Genomic DNA, 15,561 nt, shown 5'->3' with positions numbered 1-15,561 from the left:
CCTGGGGCGACGTCGACCGTGAGACGCAGCTGTATGGGCTCGCGGTACCTGGCGGGGTCGTGTCAACCACGGGCGTCGCGGGTCTGACACTCGGTGGCGGAATCGGCTGGCTCCACCGCAAATACGGTCTGGCCTGTGATGCGCTGCGCGCCGCCGAGGTCGTGACAGCCAGCGGCAAGATCATACGGTGCGACGGGACCGAACATGAGGACCTGTTCTGGGCGTTGCGTGGCGGGGGCGGCAACTTCGGTGTGGTGGTGTCCTTCGAGTTCGAGGCCTATCCGTTGGGCCCGATGGTCTGGAACAGCATGATCGTCCACCCGATCGACGCCGTTACCGAGGTGCTTCCCCGCTGGCAGGACTGGACGTCCACCGTCCCTGACGAGGTCACCAGCCGTGCCCTCCTGTGGTCGCTGCCGGATGCACCGACGCTCCCGCCCGCCGTGCACAACCGCGACGTGCTCATCACGGCCGCCCTGTATGCCGGCGCCCCGGACGAGGGTCAGCGAGCGTGCCGGGCGCTTTCCGAGTTTGGCACGCCGCTTGCCGACATGAGCCAGGCCCTGTCGTACCGGACAGCGCAATCCTCCCTCGATCCCTTCTTCCCCAAGGGCGGACTCCAGAGCTACTGGAAGTCCGTCTACCTGGACAGACTCGATGAGGACGCGACCACGTTCGTGGCGCGCATCAGCCACGACCGCCCGCACCCGACGACGATGGTGCACCTGCCTCTCCTGGGAGGCGCCATGTCACGTGTAGGGACAACCGAAACCGCGTTCGGTGACCGCAGCGCTCGGTACCTGCTGAGCATCGACGGAAACTGGCTGGACCCCGCCGAAGACGACGCAAACATCCGCTGGGTGCGCAATGCCTACGGCGAGGCCGTCAGGCTTCGGTCCGCATCGGGCACTTACCTCAACTTCGGCGGCGACGCGGATCTCGACGACGCCGACCGGGCACGGGCCTGGGGGCGCAACGTCGAGCGGCTGCGGCGAGTGAAGCGCACCTATGACCCGGAGAACCGATTCCGGCTCAACCCCAACATCCCCCCCGCCGAAAGCTGATCCGGCGCTGGGGTTGTAACGGGCATCCGAGGCTTGGCGTTCCGTCCCCGCGCGAGCGCACGAGGACGGAATACTCATCTCTAAAAGATCTCCTCACCGACCGCCAAGGATTCTTGCGATCGATGTCTGTTTGATTTGAATCTCAGCGACAGACCCTGACCGTGTGCGGAGGAATCCAGGTCCGGTGTCCATTCTTCCAGACCCAGTGACCGCTTATATGGCGCCAATAACAATGTACATCACTGCGCTGGGCCGCACCGGGCGAGCTTCTCGGCGGAGAAGCCATCGAGGGAGCCGCAGACAAAATTGTCCCGAGCGCAACGATCACAATCATCAGAAAATACTTCGGGCTTTTCCTGAGCGCCATTTCCGCCCCCTCCAGTGTCGCACCGCCATCTCCTCGGGGAAGTTCCCCACTGGATTGCGAGCCAGAGATACCCTCGCCGCCGGGCTCTAATCATTTCACCAATGACGTGAATCGCAGTAATCTCCGACGTAACCGACGGCGATTTATTGTGATCGATAGTTCATAGTTTGTGATCTACTGGGTAGGTAGAGACAGCGCCGGTGTCCGGCGGCGAGCATGTCGATCAGTTCGCGGAGTAGGTGAGGCATCGGGGTGGTGGTCCAGGCCTGCCAGACCTGCTGCAGGAGGCGGAACGGGATCAGGCAGGTGAGGATCCGGCGAAGGCTGGCCGGCCAGGACGGTAGTCGCTTCAGCCACCGACGATCTCGCAGGTTCCCGTCTTCCCTTCCGAAGGGCAGCAGATGCGGCAGTCGTTCCCACCCATCGACCCGTATGCGCACGGCCTCCTCGAGGTCGGCGAGGGCAACCAGATCTACTGGGAGACCAGCGGCAACCCAGCCGGGAAGCCGGCATTGTGGGTGCACGGTGGCCCCGGCAGCGGCGGGCGCCGCGGCAGCCGCCGAATGTTCGACCCCGAGGTCTACCGGATCGTCCTGTTCGACCAGCGCGGCTGCGGTGAAAGCCGGCCGCACGCCTCCGACCCGACCGTCAGCCTGGAGCACAACACCACCGAGCACCTCATCGCCGACATGGAACGGCTACGCGAGCACCTGGGCATCGACCGGTGGCTCCTCTACGGCGGCTCGTGGGGCTCGACACTGATCCTCACCTATGCCGAGCGCCACCCCGAACGAGTCTCCGAGATCATCATCGTCGGAGTCACCATGACCCGGCCCGAAGAGATCGACTGGCTCTACCGCGGCGTCGGCCGCCTGCTACCAGCCCCCTGGGAGGCATTCCGCGACGGGCTGCCGGCAGACGACCGGGATGGCAATCTTGTAGCCGCCTACAACCGGCTGCTCACCAGCCCGGACGAGGCAGTCCGGGTCAAGGCAGCGCGGGCCTGGTGCGCTTGGGAAGACGCCGTCATCGCCCACGAAACGCTCGGCACGCCGGGCCAGTACAGTGCCAAAGCCGACGACGCGATGATGGCCTTCGTCCGGATCTGCGTGCACTACTTCGCGCATGACGCCTGGCTTGAGGACGGCCAGCTGCTGCGCGACATACACCGGCTCGCCGGGATCCCAGGGGTGCTGATTCACGGCCGACTCGACCTGAGCAGCCCGCTCAAGACCGCCTGGGAGCTCGCCAAGGCATGGCCGGGCGCGGAGCTGAAGGTAATCGACGGCTCAGGCCATACCGGCAGTTCCGCAATGCAAGATGCGATCTTGGAGGCGGCTGAGCGGTTCGGCAAGAACGCGCGGGGTCCTAACGGGTAAGGTGCCGTCCACCCGTCACCGACAGCACCTCGCCGTTGATGTGACTGTTGGCGGCCGACCCAAGGTAGGCGACGGCGGAGGCGACGTCCTCGGGCGTGCAGATGCGGCCGGTCGGCGTCTTCGCTGCCTCAGCATCCACGGCCTTCTGGCCGAGCCACGGTGCACTCAGCGCCCGATCGGTCAGGGTGAAGCCGGGCCGTACGACGTTCGTGAGGATGCCGTACCGCGCCTCTCGCGCCGCGAGCACCCGGGCCGCGGTCTCGAGCGCTCCCTTCGCCGCGGGGTAGGAGACCGCCGCAGGCAGCGGCTGCTCGACGAGGTCCGAGGACACCAGCACCAGCCGGCCCCACCCGGCGTTCCTCATGCCGGGCAGCACGGCGCCGACCACTGCCATCGTCCCGGTGACGTTTGCGGTGAGGCTGTCGGTGAGGCTCTCCCACGTCTCGGTCGGCCCCGTCGGCCATGCGACCGCGTTCGCGACCAGGACCATGATCTCCCCGAGCGTGGTCCGCACCTCACCCACCGCGGCCTCGACCGAGCCGTGGTCCCGCTGGTCCAGCCGCACCGCCACCCCCTTCCCGCCCGTACGGACGATCGCGTCGACGAGGCGCCGGGCACCCTCTTCGTTGTGATGCCAGCCCACGCCGACGTAGGCACCCTCATGCGCGAACAACCTGGCGACCGCGGCGCCGATCGCACCTGACGCCCCCGTGACCAACACGATCCGACCCTCGAACCCAAGATCCATGATCATCCTCCTAAACGATTAGCCGAACACCTGTTAGCCAGCTATATGTTAGCCGACTATGTAAATATACGATGGCCAGCGTGGACGCAGGCGAAGCCATGCGCCTCAATCGGGCGCTGACCAAGATGGGCAAGCTCTACCGCGCCGCGAGGGCGCGCCGATTCGCCGCGCTCGGGCTCCACCCCGGCCAGGACGTGCTGCTGTGGCACCTGGCCCAAGATCGCGGCGGGATGACGATTTCGGAGCTGGCGGCCCGGCTCGGCGTCGAGCCGCCAACCGCGACCCGCAGCCTTGCGCGACTCGAGAAGACCGGGTACTTCCGGCGCGAGCCGGTCGCCACCGACCGCCGCCAGGTGCGCATCGTGGTGACGGATGCGGGCCAGGCGCTGGTACCCGCCATTGAGCAGGCCTGGTCAGAACTCGCCGAGGAGGCCATGGGAGAAGTGAGCGCGCCCGACCGCGAGATCACGATCGACGCGCTCGAGCAGGCCATCGTCAGCCTGCGCGGCGTGATGGGAGACGACGCCCTGGTCGAGGAGTGAGACCGCGCCAATGGCGTGATGGCCGAACATCCGCGGTCCCCCGGTCCATCACGCCTGAAGATCAAGCCAATCGCGGGACCGACGCGGATCTCGACAAGAGCTCAAGGCTCAGCTGGCGCGGCTCCACGACCACCCCCGCCTGTCCGGTCTCACCACTTCAGAGTTCGATCATTATAGCGGTATCGACGCAGCTCACAGCATATATTTTCTTGGTCGCGTGACGCATCTGCCGGCTTGATCGTGACGCATCTGCCGTCATGGTCATGACGCATTGAACGGCTGCCACGAGGCGACTCTCATCGACCGGGTTCGCTCGCCTCCGCGAGAATCCTGGTGATCTCCTCGACAGAATCGCACGCCCCCGCCGCGACGCTGATCACCAGGTCGTAGGCGCCCTCGTTGGTCAGCGTCAGACGGCGACCGTTAAGACCATAGAAGACGATGAGCGCGGCGAGAGCGAGGCGTTTGTTCCCGTCGACGAGCGCATGGTTACGGGCGAGAGAGTGCAGCAGCGCAGCGGCCTTGCCGTCGAGGGTGGGGTACGCGTCGTGACCGAAGACGGTCGCCCGCGGTCGGGCCAGCGCGGATTCGAGCAGGCCATAATCTCGGACCTGGGGCTCGGCTCCGAGCGTCCGTTCGGCGACGTGAAGCAGCTCGGGCAGCGTCAGATAGATCATTCGCCGAGCCGGCGGAGCGCCTCGGCGTACCGCGGAAGCTCCTCGTCCAACACCCGGTCCAGCAGCTCCGCACGGCTGTGCGCCTCGATGTACTCCCGGATCGCCTGCCGGGCGACCTCCTGCATCGACCGCTGCTCCAGCTCGGAGCGGCGCCGCAACGCGTCCGTCTCGGCGTCCGTCAAGCGCAATGTCATAGCCATGCCCAGAATGGTATCATCAGCGATACCGCCACCGTCGCAATCGTCAAGCGCCGTCCGACAGCCAGCAACATCACCCCCGCAGCAGGTACAGACAGACGCGCGTCAGTAGTGTCACTGTTGACATCCTCTCCGCCTTGAAGGGCGGAGATTCCCGCCTGCTACGCCGCTGTGGGCGTGGGCTTCGGGTGGGTTCCCGCTTCGCCGCGCGGTGCCGGCACGGATGCCGGTCTTACCCGCGCTCCACGGGCTGACACCGCCAGTCCGGCGGCCAGTGCGACGTTGACCGCCGCATTCACATCCCTGTCCAGCACCGACCCGCAGGCCCTGCACGTCCATTCGCGGACGTGCAGCGGCTTCGGGCCGTCCTTCACCCCGCAGACCGAACAGACCTGCGACGTTGGCTCGAACCGGCCGATCCGGGCGAACCGCCGGCCGTACCGGGCGGCCTTGTACTCCAGCATGCCGACGAACGCCGACCATCCAGCGTCGTGCACCGACTTCGCCAGCCGGGTACGGGCGAGACCCTTGACCGCCAGGTCCTCCACGGCAACCGCTTGGTTCGCGCGGATCACCTTCGTGGAAAGCTGGTGGTGGAACTCGCGCCGCGCGTCGGCCACACGGGCGTGGGCACGGGCGACCTTGACCCGGGCCTTCTCCCGGTTGCGGGAGCCCTTCTTCTTGCGGGACAGGTTCCGCTGCGCTCTTTTGAGCCGCTTCTCGGCCCGGCGCAGGAACTTCGGCGACGTGACCTTCGTGCCGTCCGAGAGGACCGCGAAATGCGTCAGCCCGAGGTCGATGCCGATCTCGGACGTGGTCGGCGGGTGCGGTTCCTCCAGTCCGGTCTCCACGACGAAGCTCGCGAAGTACCGGCCCGCACCGTCCTTGATCACCGTCACGGTGGACGGGGTGGACGGCAGCCGGCGTGACCAGCGCACGTCGACATCCCCGATCTTCGGGAGCCGTAGTTTCCCGCCGGGGGTGAGCGACCAGCGGGCGTTCGCGGTGAACCGGACCGACTGTCGAGTGTCCCGCTTCGACTTGTACTGGGGCGCACCCATCCGGGGGCGTTTCCCTTTCAGCCCGTCGAAGAAGTTCCGGTAGGCCGTGTCCAGATCCCGTAGGGACTGCTGAAGGATCACAGCAGACACGTCGGCGAGCCACGCCCGTTGCGGGGTCTTCTTCGCCTCGGTGATCAGCAGCTTGGACAGGTCCCCGGTCTTCGGGAACGGCAACCCCGCCGTGCGGGCGGTCTCCCGGGCGCGCAGGCCGTCGTTGTACACCACCCGCGCGCACCCGAACGCCCGCGCCAGCGACTCGCGCTGACCGGCGCTCGGGTACAAGCGGAAGCTGTACCGAAGCTGCATGCACATCAGTGTACGTGAACGTGCATGGGAGTACATTGAGTGTATGGCTGAGGAATCCGCGGAACTCTCTGCTGCCGACGCTCGCCGCCAGTTCGCCGATGTGCTCAACGCCGCTTCGGCGCGCGGCCGGATCACGTACATCACTAGCCGAGGTCGCCGTGTCGCCGCAGTCGTACCGCTCCCTATCGCCGAGAACGCCGAGCGGGACCGTCCGGTCTAGAGCACGCTCAGGCCGCGAAGCGGCCTTCCCGCACGGCTCTTCACCCCCGGCCTGAAGGCCGGAACCCTGAGCCGCATCTTGGTAGCATGGTGGGCGATACTGGGCGGTGTGACGAGCGACGGACAGACCGGGCCGGCAGCCGGCGGTGATGCGCCGCCCCGGCAGCCGTTCGCACATCTGAGCGCCCCCAACGCGGACGTCTACCGGGAGGTGCTGACGACGTTCGCGCGGGCGCGGGACCGGTTCATCGTCCATATGCGCCCCGAGGACGTGCTCGCGGACCTGGGGCGGCCGGGGCAGACCGAGTCGATCGTCGCCGCGCTGGACAAGCTCGTTGAGTGGGGCAACCTGCGGGCCGACCCGGACACCGGCCGGGTGACCACGGTGGCGGACTTCCACCGGGCGCGCTACCTGTACCAGCTGACCCCGGCCGGGCAGGCGGCCGAGGAGGCGATCGCCGTCTACGAGGTGGCGATCGGCCGCCGGGGTGCCCTGCAGTCGGTGGCGCTGGAGGACATCGCCGCCCAGCTGCGCGCCCTGGTGGAGATGACGGCCGGCGACGCCGCCGATCTCGACCCGGCGAAGGTACACCTGCTGCTGCTGGGGCTGGCGGAGCGGTTCACCGGACTGGCCGACAACGCTCAGGCGTTCATGACGTCCCTCCGCCGAGTGATCGACTTCTCGGACGGTGACGTGGACGCGTTCCTCGCCTACAAGCAACGGCTCATCGACTACATCAACCGGTTCATCGCCGAGCTGGCGAACCGGGGCGCGGAGATCGCCACCCTGCTGGGTCAGGTCGAGGGGGCCGGCGTCGAACGCCTGCTGCTGCTCGCGGCCCGTCGGGAGGCGACCGACGCCGTGCCTGACGTGCCTGACGTGCCCGAGGTATCCGACTCCGAGGCATCCAATTCCGGGCTATCCGACGTGACCGAGGTACCCGACGAGGGCCCGTCCGACCGCCGCCGGGCCGGCGCCGAACGGGCCAGCACCAAGCGGACCGGAGCCGGGCGAACCGACGCCGAGCGGATTCGGACCGCCTACGACGCCGCGGTCGCCGCGGCCCTGGACGGCTGGCGCAACCGCTGGCGCGGCCTGCACGACTGGTTCGTGTCGGCGGATTCACGTCGTCCCTCCCAGGCACGGTTGTTGCGGGGCGCGGCGATCACCGCGATCACCCAGCTCATCGACACCGTCGCCGCACTCAACGAGCGCCGTACCGGCCGTTCGGACCGGTCGGCGGACTTCCGCACGCTCGCCCGCTGGTTTGCCGAGGCGCCTGACGACGCGGCGGCCCACCGGCTGTGGCGGGCCGCCTTCGGCCTGGCCTCGGCCCGGCATCTCACCGTCAGCCAGGAGACCGTCGCCGCCTGGCAGGAGGACGAGCCGACACCGAACACGCCGTGGCAGGAGGCGCCGCCGATGCGGATCAGCCCGCAGCTGCGCCGGACCGGTTCCTACGAGCGGCGCGGAACGCCGAACCGGGTCACGGACCGCGCGCGGCAGCGGCGGCTGCTCGCCGAGCAGGCCGCGCGGGAGGCGGAGCAGGCCGCGTCCGCTCGGGCCCGGCTCGCCACCGACGGGCCGGTGCTGCTGTCCCAGCTCGGCGTCCTGGACCGGCAGGCGTTCCGGCTGTTCCTCGGCCTGCTCGGGGACGCGCTCGCCGCCAGGCTGCCGGGCGATACCGAGGTGGAGACCACGTCCAGCGACGGCACGGTCCTGATCCGGCTCACCCTCGTCCCCGGCGGGGGGGTGGCGCGGATCGAGACCGAGGATGGCGTCCTGGACGGCCCGGAACACACCGTCGAGATCGTCGACCTGGCCGGTGCGGCATCGCGTCCGGCGGCCTGGAACGACCTGAATGGCCTGAATGGCCTGAATAACTGGAGCGACTCGAACGACAGGAATGACCGAAACCGGCAAAACGATCTGAATGGCCGGATGGACGACCTCGATCCGGTCGTACTCGCCGGTGGGCCGGACCGGCTCGAGCTGCTGGAGACCGGACGGGTGTCCGGATGACGGCGGACTCGGTCGCCGAGGAGAACCGGGCCGCGCGGCGCAGGGCCCTGCGCGCGCTGCTGGCCGGGCCGCTACGCACCGCCGGCGCGGACGACGAGGTCCTGCGGCTGGTCCGCCGGCACGCCTCCGAGCTGCGCGAGTGGCTCGCCGCCGAAACCGGCTGGCGGCTGGTCGTCGACGCCGAGTCGGCACGGCTGTTCAAGACGGCGGCGACCATCCAGGACGACACTCACCCGGCGCGGGAGGGGAAGGGCCGAGCGCCGTTCGGGCGGCGCCGCTACGTCCTGCTGTGCCTCGCGCTGTCGGTGCTGGAGGCGGCGGATACCCAGATCACCCTTGGCCGGCTGGCCGAAGGGGTGCTGGTCGCGGCGAGCGACCCGGAACTGGCCCGCACCGGGGTCACCTTCACCCTCAGCCGCCGGGACGAACGTTCCGACCTCGTGGCGGTGGTCCGGCTGCTGCTCGCGCTCGGCGTGCTGGATCGGGTCGCCGGCGAGGAGGACGCCTATCTGCGCGACAGCGGCGACGCGTTGTACGACGTACGCCGCAGGGTGCTCGCGTCGCTGCTGACCGGTACCCGCGGCCCGTCGACCATCGACGCCGACGACATCGGGGCGCGGCTCGCCGAGCTGACCCACGAGCCCGTCCCCGACACCGACGACCTGCGCAACCGGTCGCTTCGCCACCGGTTGACCCGCCGGCTGCTCGATGATCCCGTCGTCTATTACGACGAGCTCGCCGAGGACGAGCGCGCCTACCTGATCAGCCAGCGCCGGGCGATCACCAGACGGATCGAGGACGCCACCGGTCTGATCGCCGAGATGCGCGCGGAAGGGATCGCGATGGTCGACCCCGACGACGAGCTCACCGACGTACGGATGCCGGAACAGCGCACCGACGGCCACGTGACCCTGCTGGTCGCCGAGTATCTCGCCGCCCAGCCAGATTCCGCGGGGCCGGTGCCGGTCGGCCGGCTGCGTGGCTACGTTCGGAAGATGGCGGCCGAGCATTCCACCTACTGGCGGCGGGGCGTCACCGAACCGGGTGCCGACGCCGAGCTGCTCGCCATGGCGCTGGACAAGCTGCGCGCGCTGCGGCTGGTCACGGACGTGCCGGGCCAGGCCGGCGAACCACCGGCGGTGCTCGCCCGGCCCGCGATCGCGCGCTACGCCGTCGAGGCGCCGACGATCCACGACAGCCGGGCGGGCGGCGCCGACCCGGTCAGAAGCGGTCCGGTCAGAAGGAAGAAGACGAGCCGCCGATGAGCACCTCGCCCCGCGTGCCCGCGGCACCGACCCGCGCGTCCACTACATCGGCATCGGCATCGCCCACGACACCGACACCGACACCGTCCCCGGCATCGACCGCGATTCCCGTTCCGGCCCGGGAGGACCGCTGGCAGCCGCTGCGCGCCGGCCTCGTCGATCTCTTCTACTACGACGTGGAAGAGTTCCACTTCCACGACGGGCGGCTGCTGCTGCGCGGCAACAACGGTACCGGCAAGTCGAAGGTCCTGGCGCTGACGCTGCCGTTCCTGCTGGACGGCGAGCTGGCCGCGCACCGGGTCGAACCGGACGGTGACCGCAACAAGCGGATGGAATGGAACCTGCTGCTGGGCGGCCGGCACCCGCATCCCGAGCGGCTCGGCTACACCTGGCTGGAGTTCGGCCGGCTGGGCGGTGACGGCGTCCCCGAGTACCGCACGATCGGGGCCGGCCTGAAGGCGGTCAGCGGGCGCGGCATCGTCCGGCACTGGTTCTTCGTGACCCGCCAGCGGATCGGTCCGCAGCTGTCCCTGGTCGGCCCGACCCGGGTGCCGCTGACCAGGGACAAACTGAAAGACGCCGTCGACGGCCACGGCGCGGTGTATGACACCGCGTCGGACTACCGCCGTGCCGTGGACGAAGCGCTGTTCGGTCTCGGCGGGCACCGGTACGAGGCCCTGGTCAACCTCCTGATCCAGCTACGTCAGCCGCAGCTGTCCAAGAAGCCCGACGAGAAGCTGCTCTCCCGGGCACTCACCGAGGCGTTGCCGCCGCTGGACCCCGCGCTCGTGGTCACCGTGGCCGAGGCGTTCCGGGGCCTGGACGAGGAACGGGAGACGCTGCGCGCCCTCGCCGAGGCGGAAACGGCGGCGCAGGCGTTCCTGACCCACTACCGCCGGTACGCCCGGGTGGCCGCGAAACGGTACGCCGCGCCGCCGCGACAGGCGCACAGCCGCTACGAGCAGCACGGGCGGGATCTCGCCGAGGCCGACGCCGCGCATCAGGCGGCGGTCGAGGCCCTGACGGCCGCGCAGCAGGCGCTCACCGAGGTGGAGGAGGCGAAGGCCACACTGACCGCCCGGCGGGACGCGCTGCGGGACAGCCCGGAGATGCGCGACGCGGCGGCGCTGCGGGGCGCCGAGGAGGATGCCGGGCGGCTCGCCCGGTTCGCCGCCCAGCGGGACCGGGACAGCCAGGCCGCGGCCGAGGCCGCCGGCGACCGGAAGAGCCGGCTCACGGGGGCGGAACGCACGGTCCAGGCCGACGCGGCGGGCTTCGAGGCCGCGGTCCGGGCCGCCGGGCTGGCGGCCGAGGCCGCCCTGGTCACCGGCCGGCACGCCGCGGTGCTCACCGAGCTGGACGGCGGGGAACCGCCGTACCGCGACGCCCGGCGATCCGCCGAGGCCCTGGTCGGGCAGCAGGGCGCCGCCGTGAACCGCCTCGACGGGTTGCTGCGCGCGGCGGCCGACGCCGGCGTGGCGCTGCGCGCAGCCCGGGACGACCTGGACCGGATCACTGCCGAGCAGCAGGCCGCCGCCGAGCGGATCGCGGCGGCCGAGGACCTGACCGCCCAGCGCGGGGCGGACCTCGTCTCGGCCTGCACGGCCTACCTGGCCGGCTGCGCGTACCTGCGGCCGGCCGACCCGGACGCCGCGCTGGCGGCCCTGGCCGGCTGGGTGGACACGCTCGACGGGCCCAACCCGGTCGCCACCGCGGTGGACGAGGCGGCGCGGCTGGCCACCGCCGGTCTCGGCCGCCGGCAGGCCGTCCTCGACGGCGAGCAGACGGCCGCCCGGCGGGAACTCGAACGGCTCGCCGAGGAGATCGAGCGGCTGGCGGCCGGTGGCCACGACTCGCCGCCGGCCCCGCACACCCGCGACGAGCACGGGCGGGACGGCCGGGACGGCGCCCCGCTGTGGAAAGTCGTCGACTTCGTCGACGGCGTGCCCGACGAGCACCGGGCCGGAATCGAGGCGGCGCTGGAGGCCGCCGGGATCCTCGACGCCTGGGTCGGCCCGGACGGGCGGCTGCACGACCCCGTCAGCGACGACGTTCTGGTCACGCCCGGGCGGCCGGCGCCGGGGGGTGGGCTGGCTGCGGTGCTCACGCCGGCGATCGACCGCGACGACGCACGCGCGGGCCGGCTGAGCGACACCGCGGTCGCCGCCGTCCTCGCGACGATCGGCCTGCGCGGTGGGCCCGGCCCGGCCGGCGGCTCCTTGGCCCACGGGCCGGCGGCCAACGGGACCTCGGGCATCGGGACCTCGGGCATCGGGACCTGGGACATCGGGACCTGGGTCACCGTGGACGGCCGGTTCGGTAACGGGGTCCTGACCGGCGGGTGGCGCAAGGAAACCGCCGGCTACATCGGTGAGGGCGCCCGCGAGGCGGCCAGGCGGGCCCGGCTCGACCACCTGCGCGCCGAGGCGGCCCGGATCGAGCTACGGCTCGACGAACTGGCCGCGGCCGCCGCGGAGCTGGCCGGCCGGCAGCTCTCGCTGGCCGCCGAGCACGGGGCCCGGCCCTCCGACGGCGACCTGCGCGAGGCGCACGCGCAGCTGGCCACGGAGCACAAGGCCAAGCGGCGGATCGACGCCCAGCACCAGGAGGCGGCAGCTGTCGCGGCCCGCCGGCAGCAGGCCGCGGGTGAGGCACGGGCGGCGGCCGAGGAGTTCGCCGGCGACGTGCGCCTGCCCGCGGAGCCGGCCGCGCTGGCCGGCGTCCGGGACGCCCTGGGTGACTACCGGGCGGAGCTGGCCGCGCTGTGGCCGGCGGCGGAGTCGCTGGACCGGTCCCGCCGCGCGGCGACCGAGGCGGAACACGAACTCACCCTCGCGCTGGAACGCCAGGAACAGGCGGCCGAGGCGGTCGCCGAGGCGCAGACGCAGGCCGACGCGGCCGCCGAGCGTCACCGGGTCCTGGTCGAGACGGCCGGCGCCGCCGTCGACGAACTGTTCCGCAAACTGGCCGCCGTCGACACCGAACTCGACCGGTGCGGGCAGCGGGAGAAGCAGGCGCGGGCCGCCGAACGGGATGCGCTCGACGCCCGGGGCCGGGCTCACGGCCGGCGTGAGACGTTGCGGGAGGCGATCACCACCGCCGCGGCCGAACGCGAGGCGGCTGTCGTGAAGCTCCGGGCGTTCGCGGCCACCGGCCTGCTCGCGGTCGCCGTCCCGGGCCTGGAGATCCCGGACCCGGCTGCCGGCTGGGCGCCGTACCCTGCGATCACGCTCGCCCGGGCGGTCAACGCCGCCCTCGACGACGTCGACGACACCGACCGCCGGTGGGAGCTGGCGCAGCAGCGGGTGTCGGCCGAGCACAAGGTTCTCACCGACGCGCTGTCCCGGCACGGCCACTCGGTCGGGATGATCGTCTCCGACGGCGTGATCGTGGTCGACGTCCTGTTCCAGGGCCGCAAGCAGGACATCCCGGCCCTGGTCGCCGCGCTGGAGGCGGAGACCGGACAGCGGGCGATGCTGCTGTCCGCGAAGGAACGCGAGATCCTGGAGAACCACCTCGTGAACGAGGTGGCCGGCGCCCTGCAGGAACTGATCAGCGACGCCGAGAGCCAGGTCCGCCGGATCAACACGGACCTCGCACAACGGCCCACGTCGACCGGCATGCGGCTGCGGTTGCAGTGGCGGGTCGCCCGCAGCGCCCCCGAGGGGCTCGGCACGGTGCGCGACCGGCTGCTGCGGCAGACGGCCGACGCCTGGAGCCCCGCCGAGCGGACCGCCGTCGGCGCGTTCCTCCAGGAGCAGATCAACCGGGAGCACAGCGCGGACACCACCGGCGGATGGGCCGAGCAGTTGACCCGTGCCCTGGACTACCGCGGCTGGCACGAGTTCGCTGTGCAGCGATTCCAGGACGGTCAGTGGCGGCCGGCGAGCGGTCCGGCATCCGGTGGTGAGCGGGTGCTCGCGGCGTCGGTGCCGCTGTTCGCAGCCGCCTCGTCGTTCTACGACTCCTCCGGCAACCGGCATGCACCCCGCTTGGTCGCCCTGGACGAGGCGTTCGCCGGGGTGGACGACGACTCGCGGGCCAAGTGCCTGGGCCTGCTCGCCGCGTTCGACCTCGATGTGGTGATGACCAGCGAGCGCGAGTGGGGCTGCTACCCGCAGGTCCCCGGCCTGGCGATCGCGCAGCTGTCCCGCCGGGACGGCATCGACGCCGTGCTCGTCACGCCGTGGCGGTGGGACGGGCACGAGCGCACCCGCGTCGACCGGCCGGTGCCCTACCAGCCCGAGCGGCCCGACCAGCCCGACCGGCCCGACCAGCCCGACCAGCCCGAGCGGCCCGACCAGCCCGAGCTACTCGACCAGCCCCAGCCGCTCCGTCCGGCGCAGGGCGGCGACACCGAGCCCCTGCCGTTCGAGTGAGCGCGTCGTCGACCGGGGCCGCCCGCGATACGGGAGCCGCCCGCGATGTGGAACGGCTGCGCCGTCTGCTGGGCGGTGAGCACACGGCGTGGCTGCTCGACCGGGTGCGGCGCAGGATCGAGCTGGGCCGGCCGCTCACCGGGACAGTCACCCTCGGCCGGGCCAGCGCGGACCAGCGGCGGGGGGTCGAGCGGCTGCTGGGCCGCCGGGCCGGCGCCGGCGCTTCGCTGTCCGTGTCGTTGGACGAGGTCGACGCGGTGCTGCGGTCCAGCGGCGCCGCGCCGGGCGGACTCGCCGCCGCCGTCCGCCAGCTCACCGGGGATGTCACGGAGCGGGCGGAGCTGGCCACGGCGCAGTCACGGGCCTGGGCGCAGGCGCACCAGCCCCTGGACGACCTCCTCGCCCGGCGCCCCGAACTCACCCCCTGGCGGTCCTGGCTGGACAGCACCGGCCTGCTGCGCCGGCTGGCTGGCACCCCGGACGCGGCGGTGCCGCTGGTCGCCGACCTGGTCCGGGTGCTCGACGCGTTGCCCTCACCCGGCGTGGCGCTGGGCCGGCTGGCCGCCACCAGCACCGGCGACGCGCACGCGCTCGACGACGGCCGGCCGCTGGCGACGCTGGCCTTGGCGGCGGCCCGGGTACTGGGCGGATCCCACCCGGCGGGTGACGGCTCGGCCGCGGGCCGCCGCGCCGCGTGGGCCGCTGCCGGGGTGCACCGTGACGAACTGTCGTCCACGGTGCTCTGCCTGGGCCTGCCGGGCGGGGCGGACAGCCCGACCGGCCGGATCCTGGCCATCTGTCGTGAGGCGGGGGAGCCCTGCGTGCTCACTCTGCGCCAGGTCGGCCCGGGCCAGGACCGCGGCGACCTCGGGGTGGGCCTCGGAGTGGTGTACCTGTGTGAGAATCCGATCGTGCTGGCCAGCGCCGCCGACGAGCTGGCGGGCCGCACCCCGCCGCTGGTGTGCGTGAACGGCCAGCCGTCGGCCGCCGTCATCGGCCTGCTCTCGGCGCTCGCCGGCCAGGGCGCGCGGTTCGCCTACCACGGCGACTTCGACTGGGGCGGCCTCCGCATCGCCAATGGGCTGCGGGAACGGATCGGCTGGCGGCCATGGCGTTTCGACGCCCGGTCCTATCAGGCGGCGCTGGCCACGGTGACCGGTGGCGAGCTGGCCGGCCGGCCGGTCGACGCGGCCTGGGACCCCGACCTGCGCCCCGCGCTGGAGCACCATGCAATCAGAGTGGACGAGGAACTCGTCCTCGCCGAGCTGATCGACGACCTCAGCGCCCCACACGACCGATAACCCTCGGTAGCATTCGGTAGCACTCGGTAGATG

At 71.3% G+C, this 15,561-nt stretch carries 12 protein-coding genes; 8 read left to right on the top strand and 4 right to left on the bottom strand.

Annotated elements, in window-relative coordinates; all coding sequences use genetic code 11:
* Both AC08OV_RS03955 and pip read left to right on the top strand, forming a co-directional pair.
* The coding region (locus tag AC08OV_RS03955) for an FAD-binding oxidoreductase (RefSeq protein WP_476619310.1) at positions 1–1,064 on the top strand (1,064 nt) is incomplete at its 5' end.
* A gap of 768 nt (positions 1,065–1,832) precedes the next feature.
* Positions 1,833–2,810: a prolyl aminopeptidase gene (gene pip, locus AC08OV_RS03950; RefSeq protein ID WP_476612564.1), complete on the top strand. Its 978-nt coding sequence runs from the start codon at positions 1,833–1,835 to the stop codon at positions 2,808–2,810.
* Here pip and AC08OV_RS03945 read toward each other — a convergent pair.
* Positions 2,800–3,558 carry an SDR family NAD(P)-dependent oxidoreductase gene (locus AC08OV_RS03945; RefSeq protein ID WP_476612563.1) on the bottom strand — a complete coding sequence of 253 codons (759 nt, stop codon included), beginning with the start codon at positions 3,556–3,558 and terminating at the stop codon, positions 2,800–2,802. The genes pip and AC08OV_RS03945 overlap by 11 nt on opposite strands.
* 80 nt (positions 3,559–3,638) lie before the next feature.
* Between AC08OV_RS03945 and AC08OV_RS03940 the strand changes: the two genes are divergently transcribed.
* Positions 3,639–4,100 (top strand): MarR family winged helix-turn-helix transcriptional regulator, encoded by a 462-nt coding sequence (locus AC08OV_RS03940; protein WP_476619309.1) that lies wholly within the window; start codon positions 3,639–3,641, stop codon positions 4,098–4,100.
* A gap of 296 nt (positions 4,101–4,396) precedes the next feature.
* Here AC08OV_RS03940 and AC08OV_RS03935 read toward each other — a convergent pair whose 3' ends face one another.
* The 3 genes from AC08OV_RS03935 to AC08OV_RS03925 all read right to left on the bottom strand — a co-directional run bounded on the left by AC08OV_RS03935 (position 4,397) and on the right by AC08OV_RS03925 (position 6,341).
* Positions 4,397–4,777, bottom strand: a complete 381-nt coding sequence (locus AC08OV_RS03935) for a type II toxin-antitoxin system death-on-curing family toxin (protein WP_476612561.1) — start codon at positions 4,775–4,777, stop codon at positions 4,397–4,399.
* A complete protein-coding gene (locus AC08OV_RS03930; RefSeq protein WP_476612560.1) occupies positions 4,774–4,977 on the bottom strand; it encodes a ribbon-helix-helix protein, CopG family in 204 nt (67 codons plus the stop codon). The genes AC08OV_RS03935 and AC08OV_RS03930 overlap by 4 nt, the downstream gene beginning before the upstream one ends.
* A 158-nt stretch (positions 4,978–5,135) precedes the next feature.
* Positions 5,136–6,341 (bottom strand): RNA-guided endonuclease InsQ/TnpB family protein, encoded by a 1,206-nt coding sequence (locus AC08OV_RS03925; protein ID WP_476619308.1) that lies wholly within the window; start codon positions 6,339–6,341, stop codon positions 5,136–5,138.
* Here AC08OV_RS03925 and AC08OV_RS03920 point away from each other — a divergent pair.
* The 5 genes from AC08OV_RS03920 to AC08OV_RS03900 all read left to right on the top strand — a co-directional run bounded on the left by AC08OV_RS03920 (position 6,340) and on the right by AC08OV_RS03900 (position 15,528).
* Positions 6,340–6,561, top strand: coding sequence for a type II toxin-antitoxin system prevent-host-death family antitoxin (locus tag AC08OV_RS03920; RefSeq protein WP_476612558.1), 222 nt, complete (start codon positions 6,340–6,342; stop codon positions 6,559–6,561). The two genes, AC08OV_RS03925 and AC08OV_RS03920, sit on opposite strands and share 2 nt — an antisense overlap.
* Before the next feature lie 108 nt (positions 6,562–6,669).
* Positions 6,670–8,583 carry a TIGR02677 family protein gene (locus AC08OV_RS03915; RefSeq protein ID WP_476612557.1) on the top strand — a complete coding sequence of 638 codons (1,914 nt, stop codon included), beginning with the start codon at positions 6,670–6,672 and terminating at the stop codon, positions 8,581–8,583.
* On the top strand, positions 8,580–9,848 hold the full coding sequence (locus AC08OV_RS03910) for a TIGR02678 family protein (protein WP_476612556.1): 1,269 nt from the start codon (positions 8,580–8,582) through the stop codon (positions 9,846–9,848). The genes AC08OV_RS03915 and AC08OV_RS03910 overlap by 4 nt, the downstream gene beginning before the upstream one ends.
* The gene (locus tag AC08OV_RS03905; RefSeq protein ID WP_476612555.1) at positions 9,845–14,227 is read left to right on the top strand and encodes a TIGR02680 family protein; all 4,383 of its coding nucleotides are present in this window, start codon (positions 9,845–9,847) and stop codon (positions 14,225–14,227) included. The genes AC08OV_RS03910 and AC08OV_RS03905 overlap by 4 nt, the downstream gene beginning before the upstream one ends.
* On the top strand, positions 14,224–15,528 hold the full coding sequence (locus AC08OV_RS03900) for a TIGR02679 family protein (RefSeq protein ID WP_476612554.1): 1,305 nt from the start codon (positions 14,224–14,226) through the stop codon (positions 15,526–15,528). The genes AC08OV_RS03905 and AC08OV_RS03900 overlap by 4 nt, the downstream gene beginning before the upstream one ends.
* The last annotated feature ends 33 nt before the right edge of the window (positions 15,529–15,561 follow it).

This window comes from Frankia sp. CeTa3Moorea, assembly GCF_978021225.1.
This window is presented reverse-complemented; position numbering and strand designations above follow the sequence as displayed.

Bases quoted from the DNA above. Each gene is read 5' to 3' on its own strand.
- AC08OV_RS03935 (WP_476612561.1), bottom strand. From the start codon at position 4,777: ATGATCTATCTGACGCTGCCCGAGCTGCTTCACGTCGCCGAACGGACG.
- AC08OV_RS03930 (WP_476612560.1), bottom strand. From the start codon at position 4,977: ATGGCTATGACATTGCGCTTGACGGACGCCGAGACGGACGCGTTGCGG.
- pip (WP_476612564.1), top strand. From the start codon at position 1,833: ATGCGGCAGTCGTTCCCACCCATCGACCCGTATGCGCACGGCCTCCTC.
- AC08OV_RS03910 (WP_476612556.1), top strand. From the start codon at position 8,580: ATGACGGCGGACTCGGTCGCCGAGGAGAACCGGGCCGCGCGGCGCAGG.
- AC08OV_RS03925 (WP_476619308.1), bottom strand. From the start codon at position 6,341: ATGCAGCTTCGGTACAGCTTCCGCTTGTACCCGAGCGCCGGTCAGCGC.
- AC08OV_RS03920 (WP_476612558.1), top strand. From the start codon at position 6,340: ATGCACATCAGTGTACGTGAACGTGCATGGGAGTACATTGAGTGTATG.
- AC08OV_RS03945 (WP_476612563.1), bottom strand. From the start codon at position 3,558: ATGGATCTTGGGTTCGAGGGTCGGATCGTGTTGGTCACGGGGGCGTCA.
- AC08OV_RS03905 (WP_476612555.1), top strand. From the start codon at position 9,845: ATGAGCACCTCGCCCCGCGTGCCCGCGGCACCGACCCGCGCGTCCACT.